This window comes from Paenibacillus sp. VMFN-D1, from assembly GCF_003386155.1.
Lineage (GTDB): Bacteria > Bacillota > Bacilli > Paenibacillales > Paenibacillaceae > Paenibacillus_AQ > Paenibacillus_AQ favisporus.
Window position 1 is genome coordinate 414073 of record NZ_QRDU01000006.1, and the last position, 25103, is coordinate 439175.

The 25103-nt window shown below is 53.1% G+C and carries 26 protein-coding genes, 1 rRNA gene and 1 other annotated feature; all 27 genes read left to right on the forward strand.

Annotation, left to right across the window (positions count from 1 at the left end):
• The first annotated feature begins 37 nt into the window (after nt 1-37).
• Nucleotides 38-727: a RadC family protein gene (radC, locus tag C7820_RS30530; protein WP_116234227.1), complete on the forward strand. Its 690-nt coding sequence runs from the start codon at nt 38-40 to the stop codon at nt 725-727.
• A gap of 39 nt (nt 728-766) precedes the next feature.
• Nucleotides 767-1801 carry a rod shape-determining protein gene (locus C7820_RS30535; RefSeq protein ID WP_076174388.1) on the forward strand — a complete coding sequence of 345 codons (1035 nt, stop codon included), beginning with the start codon at nt 767-769 and terminating at the stop codon, nt 1799-1801.
• A gap of 55 nt (nt 1802-1856) precedes the next feature.
• Nucleotides 1857-2729, forward strand: coding sequence for a rod shape-determining protein MreC (mreC, locus tag C7820_RS30540; protein WP_116234228.1), 873 nt, complete (start codon nt 1857-1859; stop codon nt 2727-2729).
• Nucleotides 2726-3256, forward strand: coding sequence for a rod shape-determining protein MreD (gene mreD / locus C7820_RS30545; RefSeq protein WP_397334240.1), 531 nt, complete (start codon nt 2726-2728; stop codon nt 3254-3256). The genes mreC and mreD overlap by 4 nt, the downstream gene beginning before the upstream one ends.
• Before the next feature lie 78 nt (nt 3257-3334).
• Nucleotides 3335-3997, forward strand: coding sequence for a septum site-determining protein MinC (gene minC / locus C7820_RS30550; RefSeq protein WP_076174394.1), 663 nt, complete (start codon nt 3335-3337; stop codon nt 3995-3997).
• Nucleotides 3998-4000: 3 nt separating this feature from the next.
• Complete coding sequence (minD, locus tag C7820_RS30555) at nt 4001-4795, forward strand: septum site-determining protein MinD (RefSeq protein ID WP_076174396.1); 795 nt, start codon at nt 4001-4003, stop codon at nt 4793-4795.
• 219 nt (nt 4796-5014) lie between these two features.
• Nucleotides 5015-5530, forward strand: a complete 516-nt coding sequence (locus tag C7820_RS30560) for a DUF2179 domain-containing protein (protein ID WP_076174398.1) — start codon at nt 5015-5017, stop codon at nt 5528-5530.
• Nucleotides 5531-6073: 543 nt separating this feature from the next.
• The gene (locus C7820_RS30565; protein WP_116234230.1) at nt 6074-7243 is read left to right on the forward strand and encodes an ABC transporter ATP-binding protein; all 1170 of its coding nucleotides are present in this window, start codon (nt 6074-6076) and stop codon (nt 7241-7243) included.
• Nucleotides 7240-7899 (forward strand): ABC transporter permease, encoded by a 660-nt coding sequence (locus C7820_RS30570; RefSeq protein WP_116234231.1) that lies wholly within the window; start codon nt 7240-7242, stop codon nt 7897-7899. Before C7820_RS30565 ends, C7820_RS30570 begins: the two co-directional genes overlap by 4 nt.
• A gap of 41 nt (nt 7900-7940) precedes the next feature.
• Nucleotides 7941-8843, forward strand: a complete 903-nt coding sequence (locus tag C7820_RS30575; RefSeq protein WP_116234232.1) for a glycine betaine ABC transporter substrate-binding protein — start codon at nt 7941-7943, stop codon at nt 8841-8843.
• 12 nt (nt 8844-8855) lie between these two features.
• A complete protein-coding gene (locus C7820_RS30580) occupies nt 8856-9554 on the forward strand; it encodes an ABC transporter permease (protein WP_116234233.1) in 699 nt (232 codons plus the stop codon).
• Nucleotides 9555-9767: 213 nt separating this feature from the next.
• On the forward strand, nt 9768-10631 hold the full coding sequence (locus tag C7820_RS30585) for a M23 family metallopeptidase (RefSeq protein ID WP_258875599.1): 864 nt from the start codon (nt 9768-9770) through the stop codon (nt 10629-10631).
• Nucleotides 10624-11487 (forward strand): M50 family metallopeptidase, encoded by an 864-nt coding sequence (locus tag C7820_RS30590; RefSeq protein ID WP_089548367.1) that lies wholly within the window; start codon nt 10624-10626, stop codon nt 11485-11487. The genes C7820_RS30585 and C7820_RS30590 overlap by 8 nt, the downstream gene beginning before the upstream one ends.
• 127 nt (nt 11488-11614) lie before the next feature.
• Complete coding sequence (locus C7820_RS30595) at nt 11615-12859, forward strand: Rne/Rng family ribonuclease (RefSeq protein WP_076174413.1); 1245 nt, start codon at nt 11615-11617, stop codon at nt 12857-12859.
• Between the two features lie 58 nt (nt 12860-12917).
• Nucleotides 12918-13004, forward strand: a sequence feature (ribosomal protein L21 leader region).
• A 13-nt stretch (nt 13005-13017) separates the two neighbouring features.
• Nucleotides 13018-13329 carry a 50S ribosomal protein L21 gene (gene rplU / locus C7820_RS30600; protein WP_076174416.1) on the forward strand — a complete coding sequence of 104 codons (312 nt, stop codon included), beginning with the start codon at nt 13018-13020 and terminating at the stop codon, nt 13327-13329.
• Nucleotides 13330-13342: 13 nt separating this feature from the next.
• Nucleotides 13343-13675: a ribosomal-processing cysteine protease Prp gene (locus tag C7820_RS30605; protein ID WP_076174419.1), complete on the forward strand. Its 333-nt coding sequence runs from the start codon at nt 13343-13345 to the stop codon at nt 13673-13675.
• A 17-nt stretch (nt 13676-13692) separates the two neighbouring features.
• Nucleotides 13693-14004: a 50S ribosomal protein L27 gene (rpmA, locus tag C7820_RS30610; protein WP_076174421.1), complete on the forward strand. Its 312-nt coding sequence runs from the start codon at nt 13693-13695 to the stop codon at nt 14002-14004.
• Between the two features lie 243 nt (nt 14005-14247).
• Entirely contained in the window at nt 14248-14988 is a 741-nt protein-coding gene (locus C7820_RS30615; protein WP_116234235.1) for a Spo0B domain-containing protein, read from the forward strand.
• Nucleotides 14989-15001: 13 nt separating this feature from the next.
• Entirely contained in the window at nt 15002-16312 is a 1311-nt protein-coding gene (gene obgE, locus C7820_RS30620) for a GTPase ObgE (protein WP_116234236.1), read from the forward strand.
• 202 nt (nt 16313-16514) lie between these two features.
• On the forward strand, nt 16515-16952 hold the full coding sequence (locus C7820_RS30625) for an ACT domain-containing protein (RefSeq protein WP_076174428.1): 438 nt from the start codon (nt 16515-16517) through the stop codon (nt 16950-16952).
• A gap of 62 nt (nt 16953-17014) precedes the next feature.
• Complete coding sequence (locus C7820_RS30630) at nt 17015-18301, forward strand: homoserine dehydrogenase (protein ID WP_076174430.1); 1287 nt, start codon at nt 17015-17017, stop codon at nt 18299-18301.
• A 48-nt stretch (nt 18302-18349) separates the two neighbouring features.
• On the forward strand, nt 18350-19420 hold the full coding sequence (thrC, locus tag C7820_RS30635) for a threonine synthase (RefSeq protein WP_116234237.1): 1071 nt from the start codon (nt 18350-18352) through the stop codon (nt 19418-19420).
• Nucleotides 19417-20376 carry a homoserine kinase gene (gene thrB, locus C7820_RS30640; RefSeq protein WP_116234238.1) on the forward strand — a complete coding sequence of 320 codons (960 nt, stop codon included), beginning with the start codon at nt 19417-19419 and terminating at the stop codon, nt 20374-20376. The genes thrC and thrB overlap by 4 nt, the downstream gene beginning before the upstream one ends.
• 4 nt (nt 20377-20380) lie before the next feature.
• Complete coding sequence (pheA, locus tag C7820_RS30645; RefSeq protein ID WP_116234239.1) at nt 20381-21277, forward strand: prephenate dehydratase; 897 nt, start codon at nt 20381-20383, stop codon at nt 21275-21277.
• A gap of 3 nt (nt 21278-21280) precedes the next feature.
• Entirely contained in the window at nt 21281-22165 is an 885-nt protein-coding gene (gene ilvE / locus C7820_RS30650) for a branched-chain-amino-acid transaminase (RefSeq protein ID WP_076174439.1), read from the forward strand.
• Between the two features lie 169 nt (nt 22166-22334).
• Entirely contained in the window at nt 22335-24419 is a 2085-nt protein-coding gene (locus C7820_RS30655) for a LysM peptidoglycan-binding domain-containing protein (protein WP_181909245.1), read from the forward strand.
• Between the two features lie 593 nt (nt 24420-25012).
• Nucleotides 25013-25103, forward strand: a 16S ribosomal RNA gene (locus C7820_RS30660); the annotation flags it as partial.

The window sequence follows — 25103 nt, forward strand, 5'->3', positions numbered from 1 at the left end:
CGGATGTTATTTGAATGAAGGGAAAGAAGGGGAACTTATGGAGTCGCAAACTTATCTGCTGCGCGACATCCCCCATGAAGAACGCCCGAGAGAACGCATGCTTGAATATGGGGCGAGTGCTTTAAGCCATGCCGAACTGCTTGCTATTTTGCTTCGGACGGGAACCCGCCAGGAGTCAGCCGTACATTTGGCTCAGCGGATACTGAAGCAAGTCGGCAGTTTGCGAAATCTGGTCGACATGAGCGTCGAGGAGCTGATGTCCATTCGGGGCATCGGCAGCGCCAAGGCGCTGCAGCTCAAAGCCGGAATCGAGCTTGGACAGCGTTTGTCCAGAGCTCGCAAAGAGGAGCCCGTTACGATACGGAGCCCGAAGGATGCCGCAAACGTGCTCTCAGAGCAGCTGCGGTATTTGCAAAAAGAACATTTTGTCTGTTTGTTTTTGAATACGAAAAATCACATTATTGCTCAAGAGACGCTTTCGATCGGCAGTCTGAACGCCTCCATCGTGCACCCCCGCGAGGTGTTTCGCGCAGCCATTAAATGCAGCAGCGCATCTGTCGTTTGTGCACACAATCATCCCAGTGGAGATCCCACCCCTAGTCCAGAAGATATTTCCCTGACCGCCCGGTTGAAGGAGGCAGGGGACATTGTGGGCATAGAGGTGTTGGATCATTTGATTATCGGTGATGGAGGATACGTCAGTTTGAAGGAGCAAGGCTTGATGTAATATAATAGTTGAGATTGACGAAGAAAGGGAGATTACAGCATGTTAGGGAGCTTCACGAAAGATTTGGGTATTGACTTGGGGACGGCGAATACGCTCGTTTATGTCCGTGGAAAAGGAATTGTCGTAAGAGAGCCCTCGGTAGTCGCTTTGCGCACCGATACGAAGAGCATTGAAGCCGTTGGTGAATCCGCCAAGAAAATGATCGGCCGCACGCCGGGGAACATCCGTGCCATCCGTCCGATGAAGGACGGGGTTATCGCTGATTTTGACACGACGGCCACTATGATTAAATATTTTATCCGTCAGGCGCAAAAGCAGCGCTCTATGTTCCAGCGCCATCCGAACGTGATGGTTTGTGTACCTTCGGGCATCACTGCGGTAGAGCAGCGGGCGGTTGAAGATGCCACCAAGCAGGCGGGTGCGCGTGAGGCTTACACCATCGAAGAACCGTTTGCGGCAGCCATCGGTGCAGACCTTCCGGTATGGGAGCCGACAGGCAGCATGGTCGTTGACATCGGCGGGGGTACAACTGAAGTTGCGGTTATTTCCCTGGGCGGTATCGTTACGAGCCGTTCGGTCAGAGTGGCCGGCGACGAAATGGACGAATCTATCATTCAATATATTAAACGGCAATACAATTTAATGATCGGGGAACGGACTTCGGAGCAGCTGAAAATGGAAGTGGGCTCTGCGCTGCCGCTGGAACAGGTGGAAACGAGCGAAATCCGCGGGCGTGACCTCGTAACCGGCCTGCCGAAGACGATTACCATCACATCCGACGAGATCAGTGAAGCTCTGTCTGACACGGTCAATGCGATCGTTGAAGCGGTGAAGGTGACGCTGGAGAAATGTCCGCCGGAGCTTGCCGCCGACATTATGGACCGCGGTATCGTCCTGACCGGAGGCGGAGCCCTGCTGCGCAACTTGGACAAGCTGCTGGCACAAGAAACCGGCATGCCGGTCATCGTGGCGGACAATCCGCTGGACTGTGTCGCCATCGGTACAGGCAAAGCGCTGGAGAACATTCATCTATTCAAATCCCGCAGCAGTTCGGCCGTGCGTTCCAAACGCTAGGCAGTTATATAGCGGGTCACCCCTGATCATGGGAGAGAAATCAGTAAGTTAGAGGGTGTTAGAACTGTTTAAACTGCTCGGTAATAAGCGATTGTTTGTCATACTGATTGCTCTGGTTATGTTTATTGCGCTCATGGGATTTACGTTGGGGCCCCGGGCCTCGTTATCCTGGCCCGAGAAGTTTCTGAGGGATACGGTCGGATTTGCCCAAAATATCTTTTATAAGCCCGCTGGTTACATAGCGGGCTTGTTTAAAGATATTGCCAATATGCGGGACATCTACAAAGAAAACGAGGAGCTCAAGATTGCTCTTGCCCATTATACGCGCGATAAGGTCCAATATAATCTTATGGAAGAGCGAAATAAGGAACTGGAAGAAAAGCTGCATTTTACGAATGCCCAGAAAGAGCAGAACAATTATACTTATCATATTACCCAGGTCGTTAGCGTCAACTCAGACACGGTGAGTCGCACCCTTGTCATTGATCTGGGCGAGCGGGACGGCATAAAGGTCGGCCAGTCGGTCATTTCGAGCGAAGGCCTTGTCGGGGTCATCAGCCATGTCAGCAACTTCACGTCGACCGTGAAGCTAATTACGACGATGGATGCGAAGGACCCGAATTCCAACGGCATTTCGGCGACGGCGCTGAGCAATCATAAGGTTTTCGGAATTATCGAAAGTTACGACGAGGTCAGCAAGACCCTGCAGATGACCCAGATCAAAGAGAACGATCCGATCAAGGTAGGGGATACCATCGTTTCCTCAGGAGATCCGAGCAAGTATCCGCAAGGCCTGATCATCGGCAAAGTCACCAAGGTACAGGTCAGCCCGTTCGGGAAGACGAAGACGGCTACTATTGAGCCTGCGGCGGAGTTTCAGGATTGGAAGCTGCTGTTCGTCGTATCGCAGCCGAAGGTACCGCAATAATGGTCCGCAAGCAAGTGCTGATCCTGCTGCTGTTCGTCCTTTTTCTTCTCGAAGGGACGGTCGTTCCCTGGCTGCTGCCGGGCTCCTGGCAGACTGTCATTTCGCCGAATCTGGTCTTTATCGTCCTGTTATTCGTTTCGGTATACCATCATCGTCATACCGCGCTCGTTCTCGGGATTATATTCGGCATGCTGCATGACGTCGTCTTTTACGGAGATATGATCGGCACATACTCCTTTGTTATGGGAGTCTCAGCCTACCTTATGGGCTTCATTTTTCAGATGCCGCGCGCCCAAATGCCGGTCATGATGACGGTCATCATTTTGGGAAGCCTGCTGTTTGACAGCCTGCTGTACGGGATCTACCGGGTGTTCTCGCTCACGGCCGTTCCGTATAACTGGAACCTGCTGCACCATATTCTGCCCGATCTGGTCGTTCATTTCGTTTTCGGGTTAATCATTTATGTTCCGCTGCGCAAGCAGCTCGAGAAGCTTGGTAAACGCGCAAAAGTGGAAAAGGCGGCGTAAACCGCCCTTACAATTTGCATAATCAGGCAGGAACTTATGCATCCGGGAACGAAATGTATAGAGATGGGAGGGACAGGCATGGCAGTCAAATCGAATCATGTGACGATTAAGGGCATCAAAGATGGCCTGGTTTTCCTGCTCGATGACGAATGTGAATTTGAGGAACTGCTGGGTGAGCTGAGGTACAAGCTGGAGCATACTCATCAAAATATTTTGACCGGACCGATTATTCATGTGGACGTAAAGCTTGGGTCAAGGCGTATATCGGAAGACCAGAAACAATCCATGCTGGACATCTTGAAGCAAAAGGGAAATTTGCTGATCCGTTCCGTGGAGATGCCTGAGGGGGAAAACGAACCCGGGAAAGAGCCGGCCTATGCGGTCATGAGCGGAATGGTCCGATCGGGCCAGGTGCTGCATCATCACGGGGACCTGCTGTTCCTGGGTGACGTGAACCCGGGCGGAAGCATTCTGTGCACGGGTGATATTTATATATTGGGGGCTCTGCGTGGAATGGCCCATGCAGGCGTTGAGGGAAATGAGGAAGCGATCATTGCAGCCTCCTATTTTGCCCCCACCCAGCTCCGGATTGCCGAAAGAATCAGCCGGCCTCCGGACGAATGGAACATTCGGGAGACGAGCATGGAGTTCGCGTTTTTGCGCGACGGAGCCATGCAAATCGATAAAATTAGCAATATTGTCCGGATACGGCGGGATTTTAACGTGTTTAAAGGGGTGTAACACATGGGAGAAGCTATCGTCGTTACTTCCGGTAAAGGCGGTGTGGGCAAAACGACCACATCGGCGAACATCGGAACCGCGCTTGCGCTGCTTGGCAAAAAAGTGTGCCTGGTCGATACCGACATCGGCCTGCGCAATTTGGACGTCGTGATGGGCCTGGAGAACCGGATCATTTACGATTTATGCGATGTGGCGGAAGGGCGCTGCCGATTGAACCAGGCGCTGGTGAAAGATAAGCGCTTTGACGAGCTGTATATGCTTCCGGCCGCCCAGACCAAGGACAAAAACGCGGTGTCGCCGGAACAGGTCAAGGATATTATTCTTGAGCTGAAGAAAGAGTACGAATATGTCATTATTGACTGTCCTGCCGGTATCGAGCAGGGATTTAAGAACGCGATTGCCGGAGCGGACAAGGCGATCGTCGTTACCACGCCGGAGAACGCCGCGGTTCGTGACGCCGACCGCATTATCGGGCTGCTGGAGAGCTCTGCCGTGGAGTCGCCCAAGCTGGTCGTGAACCGGATTCGGCCGAATATGGTCAAATCCGGAGACATGCTCGACATAGAGGATGTGCTCCAGGTGCTCAACATCGATCTGATCGGGATCGTGCCGGATGACGAGTACGTCATCAAGGCAGCCAACAGCGGGGAACCTACGGTGATGAACCCGGAATCGCGGGCCGCGATCGCGTACCGCAACATTGCGCGGCGTATCCTGGGCGATACGGTGCCGCTAATGCAGCTGGACCAGAAGAAAAGCATGTTCACCCGTTTCAAAAAGCTGTTCGGAATGGGATGACCGGATTCTTTTATACGATGATTATTCCAAATAGAGAAGGAATGAAGCCAAGCGGCTTCATTCCTTTTTTTGCGTTTGAGCCCCGCATCATTTCCTCCAAATCCCCTTGATGTATAGGCCATTTCCTTTCAATCATCCATCCCGGGTGTGAATAGAGGCTTGGCGAATTGGGTTAAGTTACTACAAAGACAACCTGAGAATAGACAAGGGGTGCTTACGATGCTCGGAATACTGATTTTTATTTTCGTCATCCAAATCGTGTACGTCTCTTTCTTTACGCTGCGCATGATCCTGACGTTGAAAGGCCAGAAGTATTTGGCCGCGGTGCTCAGTATGTTTGAAATAACGATTTATGTGCTCGGACTCAGCATCGTGCTGAAGTATGTCAATCAGCCGCTGTCCCTGATCGTGTATGCTGTGGGCTACGGTCTTGGCGTTCTGGTGGGCTCGTGGATCGAAAACCGGATTGCGCTCGGCTATATTACGATGAAGGTCATCGTCAATGATCCCGGGAGCGATATGGCCAACACGCTGCGCAACATCGGGTATGGCGTTACCTCCTGGATCGGCAGCGGCCGCGACGGCCATCGTCTGGTCTTCGAAGTACTGGCCAAACGGAAAAACCAGAAGAAGCTCTACAACTCCATTCTGGAGCTTGACCCCAAGGCATTCATTGTCGTCACCGAGCCTGTCATGCTGCATGGGGGATTCTGGACCCGGGGAACGAAAAAATAGTACTGGCGGACGTTTCATGCGGGTCGGAAGACGATGCAACTGTAGAGGAAGCATTTTCTTTTTATCAAAAAAGCCCCCTGCCTGTTTCATTTTGCAGCAGAATGGGTAATAAACTAAAACCTGCTGTGAGCCAGCCAGGCAGGAGGTCCCAAATTTGTTGCTTGGAACCGGATCCACAGTCGCATTTCGTCAATCTTCCGCCCAGGTCCAAAAGAGTTAGGCTTGTCTATTTGCAGTTTGGCATGTCTGTTGAACGCGAGAATCGAAGGATGCACGGATGCTTAGCTTCATCCATTCGTTGCATATGGCAACGCTCACGCAGTATATGGATGATTCCTTTAACTCCCCGTTAGGAAAACCGCTTTTCCACTACATAACAGGCCGTGAGCCTATCTATGAAACAAGCTCGGATACTTGAAGATTGAAGCCATGTTTGATGGACCCGCTCCCTTTTGCGGACGGACCATGTCTTTGCGCCGGATGGCGGATGATATGCGAAATGCTCCACATACTATGAATACAGCTGGCTAAAGGAGCGATTGAATGATTGTACTGGAACATGTAAACAAAGTGTATGATGACGGGTTTCATGCCCTCAAAGACATCAACCTGGAGTTTAAGAAGGGTGAAATTACAGTCTTGATCGGCCCCAGCGGCTGCGGCAAATCGACGACCATGAAGCTGATCAATGCCCTGAACACCCCTTCTTCCGGAAAAGTACTGATCGACGGAAAAGACATCTCCGGGCTTAACCCGGTGGAGCTGCGCCGGAATATCGGATATGTCATTCAGAGTGTAGGCTTGTTCCCTCATATGAATATCGCCAAAAACGTGGCGGTCGTCCCTCATTTGAAAAAGTGGGATAAAGAGAAAACCGACCGGAAAGTGAACGAACTGCTCGACCTGGTTGGTCTCGACCATACCATATACCGGAACCGTTATCCTTCCGAGCTCAGCGGCGGGCAGCAGCAGCGGGTCGGGGTTATCCGGGCGCTGGCGGCCGACCAGGATATTATTCTGATGGACGAGCCGTTCTCGGCGCTCGACCCGATCAGCAGGGAGCAGCTGCAGGATGAGCTTATCCGGCTGCAGCAGGAGCTGAACAAGACGATTATTTTCGTGACGCATGATATGGACGAAGCGATCAAAATCGCGGACACGATCGTGCTGATGAAGGATGGGCAAATCGTGCAGACCGGGAAACCCGAGGCGATCCTGCGCCATCCGGCGAACGATTTCGTCCGCAACTTTATCGGCCAAAAACGGCTGCAGAGCGAGAGCGAGTTATCCTATGAAATCCCGCTCGTTGATGACGTCATGATTACGAATCCGGTAACGGCTTTCCCAAACCGCGGACTGGCGGAAGCGATCAAAATGATGGAGTCCAAGCGCGTAGACTCCCTGTTTATCGTGGACCGGAACAAGCAGCTGCAGGGCGCGGTTTCGATTTACCGGGTGCTGGACATGTATGGGGAAGAGGGCAAAACGGTTGCCGACGTTATGATCCCTGTCCGCTTCTCGGTAGCTTCGGGGAGTACGCTGCCCCAGGCCATTGAGCTCATGGACAGCCACCAGCTGAGCAATGTCCCTGTGGTCGACGGGAATAACCGGTTCCTGGGACTGGTGACCCGGGGCAGTGTCGTCAAGCATCTGGCCGAGGTGTATCCGAACCTGGCCCCTCCGCAGCCTGCCGGAGAGGGGGAGCCTGTGTGAATGAATTTTGGAGCTTTATCACCGAAAGGTACCCGGATATCCTGCTGGCCCTCCGGCAGCATCTGACCATCTCCTTTTCCGCGGTGATCCTCGGGACGATCGTGGCGGTCCCTATCGGCATTTTGCTGGTATACAACCGGGTCGGCTGGATCAACAGCGCCGTATTTTTTATCGCCAACCTGTTCCAGACGATCCCGAGCCTGGCGCTGCTGGCCATTCTGATTCCGCTGCTTGGCATCGGCGTGAAGCCGGCGATTTTGGCGCTGCTGCTGTATTCCCTCATGCCGATTCTGCGGAATACGTACGACGGATTCCAGTCGGTGGATAAAGGCGTGCTGAATTCCGCCAAAGGCATGGGATACAGTGCTGCCCAGACGATTCTGAAAATCCAGCTTCCCTTATCGCTTCCTTATATCATGTCTGGCATACGGATCACGACGGTATATATCATCAGCTGGGCGACGCTTGCTTCCCTGATCGGGGCCGGCGGACTCGGGCAGCTGATCGTTTCGGGGCTTGGCGTCAACAAGCCGGAAATGATCTTTATCGGCGGCATCGGCGCAGTTGTGCTGGCTCTGGTGGCCGACGGCCTGCTGGGGCTGCTGGAAGGCTGGCTGACCCGGCGCTACCGTCAAACCCGGAGTGCTGCCGTATGACAAGGCTGACGAAGCCCATAAGACTGATCCGAGGAGGCGTGATGAAACTGAAAACGTTCAAATTGTCGTTATTTTTGTGCTGTGCCATCCTTCTAGCAGGCATCACTTCGGCCTGCGGGATCCAGCAGGATGTGGTCATCGGAACCCAAACCTACACCGAAACGAAAATTTTGGCCGAAATGTACAAGGCCTTGATTGAAGATAAAACCAACGTCAGCGTCGGCATCATTCCCGACCTGGCTTCAAGCTCGATCGTCATCAATTCGATGAAAAGAAACGACATCCAAATGTCCACGCTCTATACGGGCGAAATTTTCAACAACCATTTTCCGATTAGCGAAACCAAGGACCGGGCGAAGGTGCTCGAAGAAGCCAAGGCTGGGTTTGACAAGTATTTTCATTTTACCTGGCTGGATCCGTTAGGCTTTGAAAATACGTATGCCTTTACGGTCCGTAAGGATCTCGCCGATTCGAAGGGCTACCAGAAGATTTCGGATGTCAAAAAAGATATGGCGTCCATGAAGCTCGGCGTTGATACGACGTGGCTGGAACGGGAAGCGGACGGTTACCCGGCCTTTTCCAAGGCTTATGGCATCAATTTCGGGCAGGTGTTCCCGATGGAGATCAGCCTCGTGTACAGCGCTGTGGCGAACCGTCAGGTCGATATCGTGCTTGCCTATTCCACGGATTCCCGCTTGAAAGCCTATCAGCTGCAGACGCTGAAGGACGACAAGCAGTTCTTCCCTCCGTACGACGCGAGTCCGGTGATCCGGACGGACATCCTCCAAAAGCATCCTGAAATCAAAGACGCCATTGCTCCGTTGATCGGGCATATCGATGCCGACACGATGATTTCGCTGAACTACCAGGTGGATATCGAGAAGAAAAGCGAGCGGGAAGTCGCGATTGCCTATTTGAAGGAGAAAGGTTTGATCAAGAGCTAGAGGAGGGTTAGCATGGACGAGAAAAAGCTAACGTTTATGGATTTCGTATCTTATGTCTCGCGGAACAGCGGGCTATTATGGGAGTATTTCATCCAGCATATTTTGATGGTGGTGATCGGACTGGGGCTTGCGATCGTCATCGGGGTACCGCTCGGTATTTTGTGCTCCAGAAGCCGCTGGGCGGCGAAGGTCATTTTGTTCATCACCAGCATTCTGCAGGTCATCCCCAGCCTGGCGATGCTCGTCATCCTGATGCTGTGGCTCGGCCTGGGCATGAAGACGGTGATGGTCGGTTTGTTCCTGTATTCGCTCAACCCGATCGTCCGTAATACGTACGTCGGACTCAAGCAGGTGGACCCGAGCTATATGGAATCCGGCAGAGGCATCGGCATGAGTCCGTTTCAGCTGCTCTATAAGGTCCGGTTCCCTTTGGCGCTGACCTACCTGATGTCAGGGATCCGCATCGCCGCGGTCATTGCGATCGGTGTCGTGACGATTGCGCCATTGGTCGGCGGCAGCGGTCTGGGACGGGAAATTTATGCGGGCCTGAACAGCAACAACTCGCTGCGGATTTTTGCCGGGGCCATCCCTGCGGCACTGCTGGCGATTGTGGCGGACATCGTGCTGGGCTACCTGCAGAAGAAGCTGGACCTGAGCAAACGGAAGTCGTCAGGCGCCGCCCCGGTCCCGCCTAAAATTCAGAAGGTGTGAGGAATGGAAGCAAAAGCAGCTTCGGGAATGTCCCGGGGCTGCTTTTTTGCGTTCCGTAACTGGGTGAATAGGCATTGGATCACCGAGGGCCCTGAAACGCCAATAGCCTATGCTATGGAATCACATGGTGGAACAGGCTTGTTCTAAAAACGGGACTTTCCCACATAAACTGGTATAAAACAAGCCTCGAAAAGGGGATGAGCACAAGTGGACATGAAATCTTCCATCAAACAGCGGAGAGAAGAACGGATCCGCGATCTGCTGACCAGAGACGATTTGTCAAAAACGATGCCGATCCAACCGCCCTCGCAGCCTTCACCATCGCCTGTACAGGACGAGCCAAGGCTGTGGAGCCGGGGCAAACTGACCGAAAGCTACGTGCCCGAGCCCGATCCGGAGAAGCAGTGGAAAAAGGAACGTCATCAGGCCGGCGGCCCCTTCCATAGAAAGCACCACTTTGTTTCCGGCTTCATGTGGCGCCTGTTTTTCAGCGCCATCGTGTTTGCGGGAGTGTGGGGCGTGTTCCACTTTCCGATCAACCAGCCGTGGAGCGGCAAAGTGCAGAGCTTTGTCGTTCAGTCGCTGAACCGGGAAATGGATTTTCAGGCTGCAGAAGCCTGGTATGAAACATACTTCGGGAAAGCTCCCTCTTTTATCCCTATTTTCAAACAGGATCCGGTGTCCCCATTGAAAGTCGATGCATCCAAATCGATGGTGCCCCCGATCGAAGGGAAAATCGTACAGGCCTTCGCCGTCAACCTGAAAGGAGTGGAAATTGCTCCGGATGAGGTTTCAAGCACGGCGCTTCAGGTGAAAAGTGTAGAAACGGGACGTGTCATGGAAGTGTCGGATTCGCCGGAAACCGGAGTCTCGGTGACCATCCAGCACTCCGGCGGCCTGGTAGCGACATACAGCCATTTGCAGGAGACGCAGCTGCAGAAGAACGATTGGGTCGAGGCCGGAGACCCGGTCGGGTCGCTCGGACAGGGGAGTGACGGTGAGACGCCGACTCTGTTTTTTGCGGTCAAAGAAGGGGGCCATTATGTGGATCCGGCCGATGTGATCCCGATTGATTAACGTTCGCGGAATGACCCTGTCGCTGCACCCGTTTTTCGTGATCCTGATGCTGTTTTCGGTCGTTACCGGGCATTTCCTCGAGCTAATTACGCTGTTCGTCATCGTATTCATTCATGAGCTGGGACATGCCGGGGCTGCGCTGATGTACGGCGTGCGCATTCGTTCGATTCAGTTTCTCCCGTTCGGCGGGGTGGTGGAAATCGAAGATCAGGGCCGGCTGACCGCGTGGAAGGAAATCGTCATCGCGGCAGCGGGGCCTTTGCAAAACGGAATGATGATCCTGTTCGCGCTGCTCCTCCGTCTGGCCGGCTGGGGAGATGGCGCCTTTCTGTCTTATGTAATTTATGGCAACGCGATGATTGCATTGTTTAATCTGCTGCCGATTTTACCCCTTGATGGCGGGAAAATATTACAGTCGGCTGCCAGCTTGTTTTTCCCTTATCACCGTACGCTTCTGTGGTCCTCGAGGATCAGCGTTGGGGCGAGCGTGATCGTCATTATATGCGCGCTGGCACCGCTATTTCAAGGGAAGGGCAGCGTTCAGCTCAACCTGCTGTTAATCGGTATATTTCTGCTGTACTCGAACTGGGTCGACTACCGGAACCTGCCTTACCGATTTACAAGATTTCTCATGCACCGTGAATCGATGTACACCCGCTCCAGAGCGGACGGGGAACTCGCGCAGCCCATCGTTGCCGATCCGGCGAAACATTTGGACAGTATCCTGCGTCTATTAAAAAGAGAGAAATACCATCTTATTTATGTGATGAACGAGCGCGGAAAAATCATTGCCGTGCTTCCCGAGCAGCGCATTATTTCTGCTTATTTTGCGACAGATCGTACTTCGTGGATATAAATACGCAAGGAACAACGAACGTGAAAAAGGTGTGAATGCGGGCTGCTCCTAACTCAGGGATGGAGCTAATTTAAAGGAGATTTCATGGTACAATGAAAAAGATATGTCTTCTGGCAGGGGTGAAGCCATGAAACAAATGATCGTTCACATCGAACCGAAGCTGACCCAGATGGCGCTCTTGGAGGAAGGCAAGCTGGTGGAATTCGCTGCCGAGCGGAGCCAGGGGCACAGTCTGGTCGGGAGCTTTTACAAAGGGCGAGTCGTCAACGTATTGCCCGGCATGCAGGCCGCGTTTGTGGATATCGGCCAGAAAAAAAACGCCTTTTTATACGTGGACGACGTGCTGCATCCGCATTTGGAGAAGCAGCCGAAGGACAAGCCGAATATCGAATCGCTGCTGCGTGTCGGGCAGGAAATCGTCGTCCAGGTGATGAAGGAGCCGCTTGGCGGCAAAGGCCCGAGGGTGACGACGCACTATTCGCTTCCGGGCAGATGGATCGTCTATATGCCGCATGCGGATTATGTGGCCGTCTCCAAGAAGGTATACCGGGAGCATGACCGGAACCGGCTGAAGGTGCTGGGCGATTCCCTCCGGAGGAGCGGAGAGGGCGTCATTATGCGGACCGTCTCCGAGGATGAGCATCCCGATGCTATCGAAGGGGATTTGAACGCGCTCCGGGAGCGGTGGCTAAGCATTCAGGAGAAGGCTGACGCCTGCGCGGCACCGTGCCTGCTGCACCGGGATCTCAGCATCGTGCAGCGGTTTATCCGCGACGTGTTCGATCCGGAGCAGGACGAGCTCTGGATTGACAGCAGGCCGGAAGCGAGAGAAGCCGAGCTGTTTCTGGAGGAGATCGCCCACGGTGGACACCGGCCCGTCCGAATGCACCAGGGCCACGAGCACATTTTTAGGGCCCATGGCGTTCAAGAGCAGCTGGAGCGGGATTTTGCGCGCAGGGTGACGCTGGAGAGCGGAGGCACGATCGTGCTGGACCAGACCGAGGCGCTGACGGTGGTCGATGTCAATACGGCGAAATATACCGGCGGCGGCAATTTGGAAGAGACGGTCACGAAGACCAATCTGCAGGCGGCTGAAGAAATCGCCCGGCTGATCCGTCTCCGCGACATCGGCGGCATCATTATCGTCGATTTTATCGATATGGAAGAGGAGAAGAACCGGCAGGAGGTTGTCAACCGGCTGGAGGCTGGCATGAGCCGGGACCGGACCAAAAGCCATGTCGTCGGCTGGAGCAAGCTTGGTTTGCTGGAGCTTACGCGGAAGAAAGTAAGAGAGGACACGGCTGTCATGTTTTCCAAATCATGCGAAGTATGCGGCGGGACGGGGAAAATAAACCTTCTGAGCGCGCATTGACTTATGATGGACGGTTATGTTAATATCTATGAGTATGTGTCCAGTATTTATTGCTTGTCACATGCTGTAACCGCTCCGGTCGGGTTTACAAGTGCCGCTGTTGAAGACAGCAGGCCACCTGGATTAGGCGAGTCTGAGACATGAGGAGGTGCAAGCAAATGTACGCAATTATCGAAACAGGCGGTAAACAATACAAAGTTCAAGAGGGCGACGTATTGTTCATCGAGAAGCTGAACGCAGCTGATGGCGAAAGTGTAACTTTCGACCGTGTATTGGCCGTATCCGGTGACAACGGTCTGGTGGCAGGAACTCCAGTCGTAGCCGGCGCATCCGTAACCGCAAAAGTTGAGAAGCATGGTAAGGGCCAGAAGGTTGTTGTATACAAATACAAACCTAAGAAGAACTACCACAAGAAGCAAGGTCATCGTCAGCCATACACAAAAGTTACGATCGAGAAGATCCAAGCGTAAGAAGGTGCGCTAATTGATTAACGTACGGATATTACGCCGGGAAGACGGCAAGATTCGTGGCTTTGAAGTGAAGGGGCATGCGAACTACGCGAAGGCCGGAGAAGACATCGTATGCGCCGGAGTATCGGCGGTCACGGTGGGAACGGTCAATTCGGTGGAAGCATTAACCGGAACGGTCATGGACAGCAGAATGAACAACGGTTTTCTGAGCGCGGACGTTCCTTCAATGGAGGAATCAGGCGTACACGAACAGGTTCAGTTGCTGCTGGAATCGATGGTGGTTATGCTGAATTCCATAGCAGAGTCATACGGGAAGTATATTCAAATACAAGAAGTACATTACTAACAGAAGGAGGAGACAACATGTTAAAGCTGAATCTTCAATTGTTCGCTTCGAAAAAAGGTGTTGGTTCCACAAAGAACGGACGCGACAGCCAAGCGAAACGTCTCGGCGTTAAGCGTGCTGACGGCCAAACCGTTACTGGCGGAAGCATCTTGGTTCGCCAACGCGGAACGAAAATTCATCCTGGTACGAACGTGGGCATCGGCAAAGACGACACTCTGTTTGCTAAAGTGGACGGCGTTGTGAAATTCGAACGTTGGGGCCGCGACCGCAAGAAAGTGAGCGTTTATCCTGTGGATGTCGCTCCTGTAGCGGCAGCAGTAGAAGCTTAATTGTCTGCGAACGCAGAATGAACAAGAAGCCTCCGGCAATGCTTGCCGGGGGCTCTTTTTGAATTAAGCATATTCTTGGGAGTCCCCCCTGCAAATCAGCTGAATATGGGTTGGAGCAAAAGCCCCACTTGGTGGGGTTATTTTGTAGGCCGTGTATTATTGATATGAACATAACTGGACAATTATGGTATACTGGGCAATGATGTTAACTATCTCATGTGTGGGACGGGGACGGGGAGTGCTATGAAATTTGGGAAGAGCATAGTGGCCGCTGCGGTCATTTCAATCGTGATTCCGTTAGTATTTATATACCGTGGCGGCTCGTGGATTTGGTACATGATCCTTCCGCTGTGGATATTAGCGGTGCTTTTTCTCGGATATGCGCAGATTCGCCGGAGTACTTCGCGTCATCATGATGCTGTAGTCCGCAGTCTGGAGCAGACGGCCATCCGGACGCTCAACCATCACCGCCATGACTGGATGAACGATTTGCAAATTTTGTATGGTTATATCAAGCTCGGAAAAAGTGATAAAGCGGTTCAATGTGTGGAAAGAATAAAGGAACAGATGGCTGTCGAAAGCAAAATAGCCAAGCTGGGCATTCCTTCGCTTATTTTCTACCTTCAGTCTTTTCGCAGCACCAGCAGCAATTTGGAGCTGGACGTTCACGTGGATGACCAGATGACACTGATCAACAACCTCAGCCAGGAAGAAGGGGCAAACCTAGCCTTGGCTGTCATCCAAACGATCCGGGCATATCAATACAGCAGCAAGTCTTCGCGGGGTGAGTCCCGCAAACTGTTCCTGAGTCTTTATGAGGAAGGCTCGGAGCTGATCGTAAGGTTTGAGGAAGAAGGTTCCCTTGGGGACCCGGAACTGCTTCGGCAGCAAATATATAATGTGGTACAAGGCAAGAAAATGAAAGCAGAGCAGATCGATCCGACTCAGGCTTCATTTGAATTGCGCGTGCCGTGTGGAGCATGAGGAAGGTGAAGTCATGTTTGTAGATAAAGCGAAAGTCTATGTCAAAGGCGGCGACGGTGGTGACGGCCTGGTGGCTTTCCGCCGGGAGAAATACGTGCCGGAAGGCGGGCCTGCCGGCGGTGACGGCGGCAAGGGCGGAGATGTCATTTTCCGTGTGGACGAAGGTCTGCGCACGCTGATGGATTTCAGATACCAGCGCCATTTCAAAGCCAAGCGCGGCGAGAAGGGCCGCAATAAGAGCCAGCATGGCGCAGGGGCGGAGGACATGATCGTCCGCATTCCGCCGGGTACCGTGCTGATTGACGATGATACGGGCGAAGTCATTGCCGACTTGACGCGTCATGGACAGCAGGTGGTTGTTGCCAAAGGCGGCCGCGGCGGTAGAGGCAACATCCGTTTTGCCACCCCGAACAACCCGGCTCCCGAGCTCGCCGAGCACGGGGAGGAAGGCCAGGAACGGTATGTGGTGATGGAGCTGAAAGTGATGGCCGACGTCGGTCTGGTCGGCTTCCCGAGCGTAGGGAAGTCCACGCTTTTGTCGGTCGTTTCCGGCGCGAGACCGAAAATCGGGGCGTACCACTTTACGACGATTACGCCGAACCTCGGCGTCGTGGAGGTCGCGGAAGGCCGGAGCTTCGTCATGGCTGATCTGCCGGGATTGATCGAGGGTGCTCATGAAGGGGTCGGCCTCGGGCATGAGTTTCTCCGCCACGTGGAACGGACCCGCGTCATTATCCATGTGGTGGATATGGCGGGGTCCGAAGGCCGGGATCCATACGAGGACTGGGTCAAAATTAACGACGAGCTGAAGCTGTACAACGCCACCCTGGCCGAGCGGCCGCAGATCGTAGCAGCGAACAAAATGGATATGCCGGAAGCGGAAGATAACCTGGCCGAATTCCGTGATAAGGTCGGCAAGGACAGACCCGACCTGGAGATCATGCCGATCTCCTCGCTGACCCGGCAGGGCGTTCAAGAGCTGCTCTACCGTGCGGCGGATTTGCTGGACCAGATTCCTGTGGAAGCCGCGCTGGAAGAAGTACCCGAAATCAACGAACGAAAAGTGTACAAGCTGGATAAGACCGAGGACAACTCATTCACCATTACGAGAGACAACGAGGCTTATGTGGTCCACAGCGTCAAGATTGAGCGCCTGCTCAAACGCATGCAGATGAACTCGCATGAAGCGATTCTGAAGCTTGCGCGGACGATGCGCCATATGGGGATCGACGATGAGCTTCGCAAACGCGGTGCCGTTGAGGGCACCATTGTGAGAATCGGCGATTTTGAATTCGAGTTTGTAGAAGGCAGCAGCTACTATTAAACATCCAAGAACCGGACACCGTATATTTCGTATACGGCGTCCGGTTTTTTGTTGCAGCCCCTTTTCTGACATTTTACGTTACATGGCGGGCAATTTTTTGTATGATGGAGATTAAAAAGGCGTCGGACTATTGACCGTCAGGCAAGGGTTCCTATATAATGTCCACTATATGAATACATCAGTCTTTGAGGAGAGGACGTTCGTGAAAGAACGCTATTATTTGGTCCGGGAAGACATTTTGCCGGAAGCCGTTGTCAAGACGATGCAGGTGAAACAGCTGCTAGCGGCCGGGGACGCGAAGACGGTTCATGAAGCCGTGGAACAAGTCGGGCTGAGCCGCAGCGCTTTTTATAAATACAAAGACGGAATCCACCTGATCAACCAGCTGGAGCGCGAGCGGATCGTGACGATTTCCATCGATATGGAGCACCGGGCAGGCATGCTGTCGAAAGTGCTGAGCACGGTGGCCGGTTATGGCGGAAACGTGCTGACGATCCACCAGAGTATTCCTTTGCAGGGGATGGCGAACGTGGTGATATCCGTCGAAGTGACGCGGCTTGGCGACGAGCTTGGGGACATGCTGGAAGGCATGCGCGACGTAGCGGGAGTGAAGCGGGCGAATTTGATCGGACAGGGGTAAGTCCGTGCCTGGTGTCATAGAAGACAAAGAATGTTATTTGGAGATTCACGGGAGGTATGAGAATGAAGCCGGTTAAAGTTGGATTGTTGGGTCTGGGCACGGTCGGTACGGGGGTCGTCAGGATCGTGGAAGGCCATCAGGAGGATTTGAGCAGCCAGGTGGGCTCTCCGGTCGTCATCGAAAGGATCGCGGTGAAGAACTCCGGAAAAACGCGCAGCGTGGCCGTTGATCAAGGCAAATTGACGGAAGATCCGTGGGATGTGATCCGTGACCCGGAAATCGACGTCATCGTCGAAGTGATGGGCGGGATTGATGAGACGAAGTCCTACATTTTGGAGGCGCTGGAGCGCGGCAAGCATATCGTCACGGCCAACAAGGACCTGATGGCGCTGCACGGAGCGGAGATTTTGGCCAAGGCTCAGGAGAAACAGTGCGACGTTTTTTATGAGGCGAGTGTGGCGGGAGGCATTCCGATTATCCGGACGCTGATCGAAGGATTTTCTTCGGACCGCATCTTGAAAATCATGGGGATCGTGAACGGTACCACCAACTATATTTTGAGCAAAATGAGCCAAGAAGGCGCGTCCTATGAGGATGTGCTGGAAGAAGCGCAAAAACTGGGCTATGCCGAAGCCGACCCGACCTCCGATGTCGAAGGCTTGGACGCCGCCCGAAAGATGGCGATTCTGGGCACGCTCGGCTTTCGCTCCAACATCGAGCTGAAGGACGTCAGCGTGCGCGGCATCTCGCAGGTGACCAAGGAAGACATTACGTATGCCAAACGCCTTGGCTACGAAATGAAGCTGCTTGGCATTGCTGACCGGCAGGACGATCATTTCAGCATCAGCGTTCAGCCGACAATGGTGCGCAAAGGGCACCCGATCGCCGCTGTGAACGGCGTCTTCAATGCCGTATACGTGTACGGTGAAGCGGTCGGCGAGACGATGTTCTACGGCGCTGGCGCCGGCGAAATGCCGACGGCTACCTCCGTTGTGGCCGACCTGATGGCGGTCATCAAAAACCTTAGACTGGGCGTCAACGGCCTGAAAGCGATCGTTCCTTACAAGCCGAAGAAGCTGAAGACCGATGAACAGATCAGTTACAAAAACTTTATCCTGCTTCATGTTGATGACAAAGCCGGTGTTCTCGCCAAAATTACGCAGGTGTTCGCCGAATTCGGAGTCAGCCTGGAATCGGTCGTGCAGCAGCCGAACGAGCACAATCCCGAAGCGGAGATCATCATCGTGACACATCAAGCCAACAAAGCGAGCATGGATAAGGTGCTTCAGCATTTTGAAGGGCTGGACGTCATCCGCAGAATCAAGAGCGTATACCGGGTTGAGGGGTAACCCCGCCCATTCAAATAACTACCTCGAATACAGAAAAGGAGTTTTACGATGCCATACCAAGGTTTACTGCAAACGTACAAGGAATATTTACCCGTGAACGACAATACGCCTCTCCTGACGCTGAAGGAAGGCAACACCCCGCTGATCCGCGCCGAAAATTTGTCAGAGGAGCTTGGACTCGATCTTTATTTTAAATATGAAGGGCTGAATCCGACCGGTTCGTTCAAAGACCGCGGCATGGTCATGGCTGTTGCTAAGGCTATGGAGGAAGGCAGCCGTACGATCATGTGTGCCTCCACGGGCAACACCTCGGCTGCAGCGGCGGCCTACGCGGCGCGCGGCGGCTTGAACTGCATCGTTCTCATCCCGAACAACAACATTGCCCTCGGCAAGCTGGCACAGGCGATGATTTACGGTGCCAAGGTCATTGCCATTGAAGGCAACTTTGACCGTGCCCTGGAGATCGTGCGCGACATTACGGCCAAGCATCCGATTACACTTGTAAACTCCGTCAATCCGTTCCGCATTGAAGGACAAAAGACGGCCGCATTTGAAGTGGTGGACCAGCTGGGCAAAGCGCCGGACGTGCTGGCCATTCCTGTAGGCAACGCAGGCAATATCTCCGCGTACTGGAAAGGCTTCAAGGAATACCACGCAGCCGGCAAAGCCTCCTCGCTGCCGCGCATGGTCGGCTTCGAAGCCGAAGGCGCGATGGCTATCGTGAAGGGCGAGCCGATTCTCGAGCCGGAAACGGTCGCAACCGCCATCCGGATCGGCAATCCGGCCAGTTGGAAGACCGCTGTTGCTGCGGCGGAGGAATCCAACGGTCAGATCAATTACGTCACTGACGATGAGATTCTGAGCGCATACCGCACCATTGCCGCACGTGAGGGCGTTTTTGCCGAGCCGGCTTCCGCCGCATCGGTAGCAGGGGTGTACAAGCTGAAGCGCGAAGGATTTTTCAAAGGTGGGGAGACGGTTGTCTGCGTCCTGACGGGGAACGGACTGAAGGACCCGAACGTAGCGCTGAAAACGGTCAACGCTGAGCCTATCGTCGTTCCGGATACGGAGGAAGCCGTTATGGAGGCGATCGCGAAGCTGGAAGAGGAGCGGGTATGATTCAGCCTGACGGGGTACGGGTGAAAATTCCTGCCAGTACCGCGAATCTCGGGCCGGGCTTTGACACGCTGGGTATGGCCTTGTCGCTGTACGCCTGGATCGAGATGAAGGAAGCGGAGCAGACCGTATTTCATTTGTACGGAGACGAAATGCAGGGAATTCCCCGGGATAAAAGCAATCTTTTGTATCAAGTCGCGCAGCAGGTGTTTGAGCGGGCGGGAGTGCAAGTGCCCGAGCTCGAAATATCCATGTATTCCGACATCCCGTTGACCCGTGGGCTGGGAAGCAGCGCCACGGCGATTGTCGGCGCATTGGCTGCGGCCAACGCACTCATCGGGTCACCGCTGAGCAAAGCGGAGTTGTTTGATATGGCCACAGGGATTGAGGACCATCCCGATAATGTCGGGGCTTCTCTGTATGGCGGCATCATTACGGCGATTTGGGACGGTGTTCACGCCGAATGCATCCGCTTCGATCCGCCTGAAGATCTGGAAGTGCTGGTCGTCGTCCCGGATTTTGAGCTGCAGACTTCGGAGGCCAGGAAAGTTTTACCAGATCATATCAGCCGTAAGGATGCAGTGTATAATGTAAGTCGAGCCTCTTTTTTGGTCGGAGCGCTGGCCAGCGGCCGGATGGACCTCATCGGTAAAGCGATGTCGGACCGTCTGCACCAGCCGTACCGGGCTCCCCTCATTCCGGGCATGACCCGGATTTTGGAGGAAGCGGGGAATCACGGCGCGCTTGGGGTGGCGCTGAGCGGTGCGGGTCCCACGCTGCTCGCTTTGGTGGACCGCCAACAATCCAGAAAGAACGAACTGGAAGCCTTCCTCCTGAATACGATGAGGGCTGAGGGCATCAACGCATCCGCCAAATGGCTGCTTCCCGACGTGGAAGGAGTCGTTGAGATTTCCGGGATGCCGTCCCGTTCATTTATGGATATGGTAAAGGGGAAGTAAGCGCATGAAACGAATTGCATTATTGCCGGAAGGGTCGGTGTCCCACGAGGCCGTCGCGTATTTGCTCGGGGATGAGCCGGTGGAGCTGGTCTATCATAAGCTGATTTCCGACGTATTTTTGTCGACGGCCCAGGGAAAAACCGATTATAGCGTCATTCCGATTGAGAACACGATTGAGGGCTCGGTAAGCCTGCATATGGACTGGTTGGTGAATGAAGTCGACATTCCAATGCGGGTGGAGTGGGTCTATCCGTCGATCCAGAATTTGATCGGTGACCGCCAGGAGTTTATGTCCGAGGCAGGGGAGATCGATTACAGCCGGATTGAGAAAATTTTGTCTCATCCTGTAGCCACGGCTCAGTGCCAGCAGTTTATCCGCCAGCATGCTCCGCAGGCCGAGCTGATCAACGCAGGCAGTACAACAGAAGCCGTAGGCATCGTCAAAGCCAATCCGGGCAAAGGCTGGGCCGCCATCGGCACAACACTCGGAGCGGCTACTCACGGGCTCGACGTGCTGGCCAAACGCATTACCGATCATGACAACAATTTTACCCGGTTCGTACTGATCGGCCATAAGGAACTTCCGCCGCTCAACCGGCCGGTAGAACAGCAAAAAACGAGCGTGCTGGTGACGCTGCCCGAGGATTTTGCGGGAGCGCTTCATCAGGTGCTTGCAGCCTTTGCTTGGAGGCGTTTGAATTTGTCGCGGATTGAATCCAGACCTACCAAGAAAAAGCTGGGAAGCTATTACTTTTATATCGATGTGCTCGAATCCGTGGACTCGGTGCTGCTGACGGCGGCCTTCGGCGAGATCGAAGCGCTGGGCTGCCAGGTACGCGTGCTGGGATCTTACCCGAGCTTTACTTATCAGGATCAGGAACAAAATTCGGAGGTGCGGTAACAGATGTCAGAACAGTGGATTTACTTAGATGGAGAATTTGTAACGAAAGAAAACGCGAAAGTTTCGGTGTTTGATCACGGCTTCCTGTATGGGGACGGCATTTTTGAAGGAATCCGAATCTATGAGGGCAACATTTTTAAATGCAAAGAGCACTTGGACCGCCTGTATGATTCCGCCAAATCGATCGATTTGGTCATCCCGCTGTCCTTCGAGGAAATGCGCGACGCCATGGCGGAAACGATTCGCCGGAATGATATGCGCAACGGGTATATCCGTTTGATCGTATCGCGCGGTGTGGGGAACCTGGGCCTGGATCCGCGACGCTGCCCGAAGCCAACCGTTCTTATTATTGTGGAGCAGCTGGCGATTTATTCGGAGGAAGCCTATTTGAACGGACTGAGAGCAGTCTCGGTATCGCAGCGCCGTAACCTGCCTGATGCACTGAATCCGAAGATTAAGTCCCTGAACTACCTGAACAACATTTTGGTCAAAATCCAGTCGAATTTCGCGGAAGCAGACGAGGCAATCATGCTGAATGCGCAGGGATATGTGACCGAAGGCTCGGGCGACAACATTTTCCTCGTTAAAAACGGTGTCGTCTACACTCCTCCTTGCTACCTTGGAGCGCTGGAAGGCATTACGCGCATGGCGATTATCGAGCTCTGTGAGAAGCTGGGCTACAAGCTGAAGGAAGAACCGTTCAGCATGCACGATGTGTACATTGCCGACGAAGTATTCTTTACCGGAACCGCTGCCGAAGTCATCGCCGCCCGCGAAATCGACGGACGCGTCATCGGACAGGGACAGGCTGGACCGGTCACTTTGAAGCTTCTTGAAGAATTCCGGAAAATCGTTACGCAGGACGGCTACAAAGTTTGGGAATCCTGATTCCGACAGCCTTTTTATGACCTGTTTTTCTCTAAAATCCTTTCACGATCTTCTTCGTGGAAGGATTTTTTTGTCTAAAGGGATGTCATCCGCCTATCCCCTGCATAAGATGTAGTAACGAATGGAGGCGAACCCCACGCCTACAAGAAGTTTAGGAGGTATTTGCCGCGTGAAAATACACATGGTCAAAAGTGGCGACACATTATATGAGCTTTCGAAAAAATACGGCGTTCCTTTGCAAAAAATTATCGACGCCAACCCGCAAATCTCCGATCCAAACCAGCTAACGGTCGGACAGAAAGTCAAAATTCCTGCGGAACCGATACAGGTTCCAAACAACGATCAAATCATCCATAAGCATGTCGTCAAGCAGGGAGACAGCCTTTGGAAATTGTCCAAAGCCTGGGGTGTGACGCTCAAGGATATGATCGACGCCAACCCGCAGCTCAAAAATCCGAACGCGCTCCTTGTGGGAGAAGTGGTCAACATTCCTAAAGTCGGTGGCGTCACAGCCGAGAGTGTAGACGGGAATGCGAATGCCAAAACGATCCCCGGCAACAAAACATATACCGGTCCCAAAGAAGAACTGACGGCACCGATTGAGGAAAATGTGGAGCCGGAAGAGGCGGAAAAACCGAATAAAGAAGAGCTTACCGCGCCTATGGAAGAAAATAAGGAAGAGAACAATGCCCAGGTGCTGCCGCAGCAGCTTCCCGAGCTGCCGAACATACCGTCTCCACCCCCGCTCCCCAACCTGTCGATGAACCAGGAAATGCCGGAAATGACCTCGCCGAATTACACCTTTCCAAACGTGATGCCCATAGCGGAAAACCAGCCTAACGTCATGCCTGCTGCCGAAAACCAGCCCAATGTGATGCCTATCATGGAGAACCAACCTAATATCATGCCTGCGGTGGAAAATCAACCGAACGTGATGCCGGCAGCCGAGAAGAAGCCGACCTACAGCAAAGAGACCATTTACAGCGAAGTTACACATAACCTCTTTATTCAGTACCCGGGTCCCGTGCACGAAGTGGCTTCCTATCACGACATGCCGAATGCCGAGAACGCAAACCTGCAGCACGCCATGCAAGAAAACAAGCAGAAAACACCTTATTATCCGGGAATCGTTCAGGGTACCGAGTATGAACCGGGTCCCAACGCTTATCCGACAGGTGTGTCCCCTGCCTATGCGCCGCATTGGGAAAATCACGAGCATCCGGTCGCTTATGAGCCCATCCATGTGGGGCCGGCCCATTACCAGCCAAATGAGGCGTTTCCGCACAGTGTAGAGCCGGCGTTTTATCATCCGGTACACGCTGGAATTGCGCCGTATAGTCCATGTGGGTGCCAAGGAGTGGTATCCCCGTATTCGGGAGTAGATCCATTCTACGCTCAGCCTTATAGTGAGCCGATAGCAGCATATCCAAACGCGAATGCCATGTTTCCGAATACTCAAGTAAGTCCGGCAGCAGCCTATCCGAACCAAATGCCAATGGTATCCCCGGCCGAAGCTTATCCGAACCAAATGCCGATGGTATCTCCGGCCGAAGCTTATCTGAACCAAATGCCAATGGTATCCCCGGCAGAAGCTTATCCGAATCAAATGGCGATGGTATCCCCGGCAGCGGCCTATCCAAATCAAATGCCGATGGTATCCCCGGCAGAAGCTTATCCGAATCAAATGCCGATGGTATCTCCGGCGGAAGCTTATCCGAATCAAATGGCGATGGTATCCCCGGCAGCGGCCTATCCAAACCAAATGCCGATGGTATCTCCAGCCGAAGCTTATCCGAATTACGCACCGATGACTCATTATCCAGAAGTGGATCCGGCATACGCCTATCCGCATCATGCTTATCCCACTCCATATGATTGGTGCTACCCGTCACCTTATGGAATGGGGTTTCCCTCGACGCTGGGAGCCTATGAGCATGCAGGGCCCAACGCCCCTTTTGTAGGGGCCGCCGAGAACGCGGCGTACTGGGACCGTAACCCGGCGCCTGCCTACCCAGCCCCGATTGGGGAAGAGACACAAGCGACAGCTACCATCAATGAGGCGGCGGTCCATGAGACATCCGAGGTAGAGGATTCTGAGCCTGCGGCTGATGAGACTACATCCAAGACGGTAAAAACGCTCAGCGACCCGAAGGATAAAGCGAAGGTTAATAAATCGAAAGCTCCCGCCGCCAAAAAGGAAAGAAAAAGCACAGCTGCTGACAGACCGCGTAAAAACCCATGGATTAATGGATGATAGCAGGTCAATATGAGCAGAAGCAGGCATTTCGAGGTGATCGCCGGAATGCCTGCTTCTAATTGAATTCAAGGTTCGTATCATTTGTAACCATTCTTCAGCAAGAGCATTTCCGTTTAATGGCAGTCTGAACTCTATGAATGCTGTATTAATTTTATAAAAGAACTAGTATGAATATATGAAAAAGATGCTTGAAATATGCTAGAATTTATTTTGTTGTGGGTAAAAGTATAGTATGAAGATTCGATGGAATATTTTGTGTGTTGCGACAGTAGTGAGAACTGTGATAAATTATAATTCCGGCCGAGTTAACGAGTTAGCAGGTCGGGGAAAATGAGATTTGATAGAAAAAACTTTTTCAAAAAAAGTCTTGCAAATCTATCGAGTCTGTGATATATTATAAGAGTTGCTGCTGAAACACTGAGTGGTAACAAAACGAAGTTTGATCTTTGAAAACTGAACAACGAGTGAGTATAAACGCGATGGTCTTATGACCGGAGCGATTGAGATTAAATCAATCTCGTCAGATTCAAAATGAGCTACAAACTTTCGTTGGAAAGCTACTCCCTTCGGGTGAGCGGATTCTTCCAACTTTCTTGGAGAGTTTGATCCTGGCTCAGGACGAACGCTGGCGGCGTGCCTAATACATGCAAGTCGAGCGGACTTGATGGAGAGCTTGCTCTC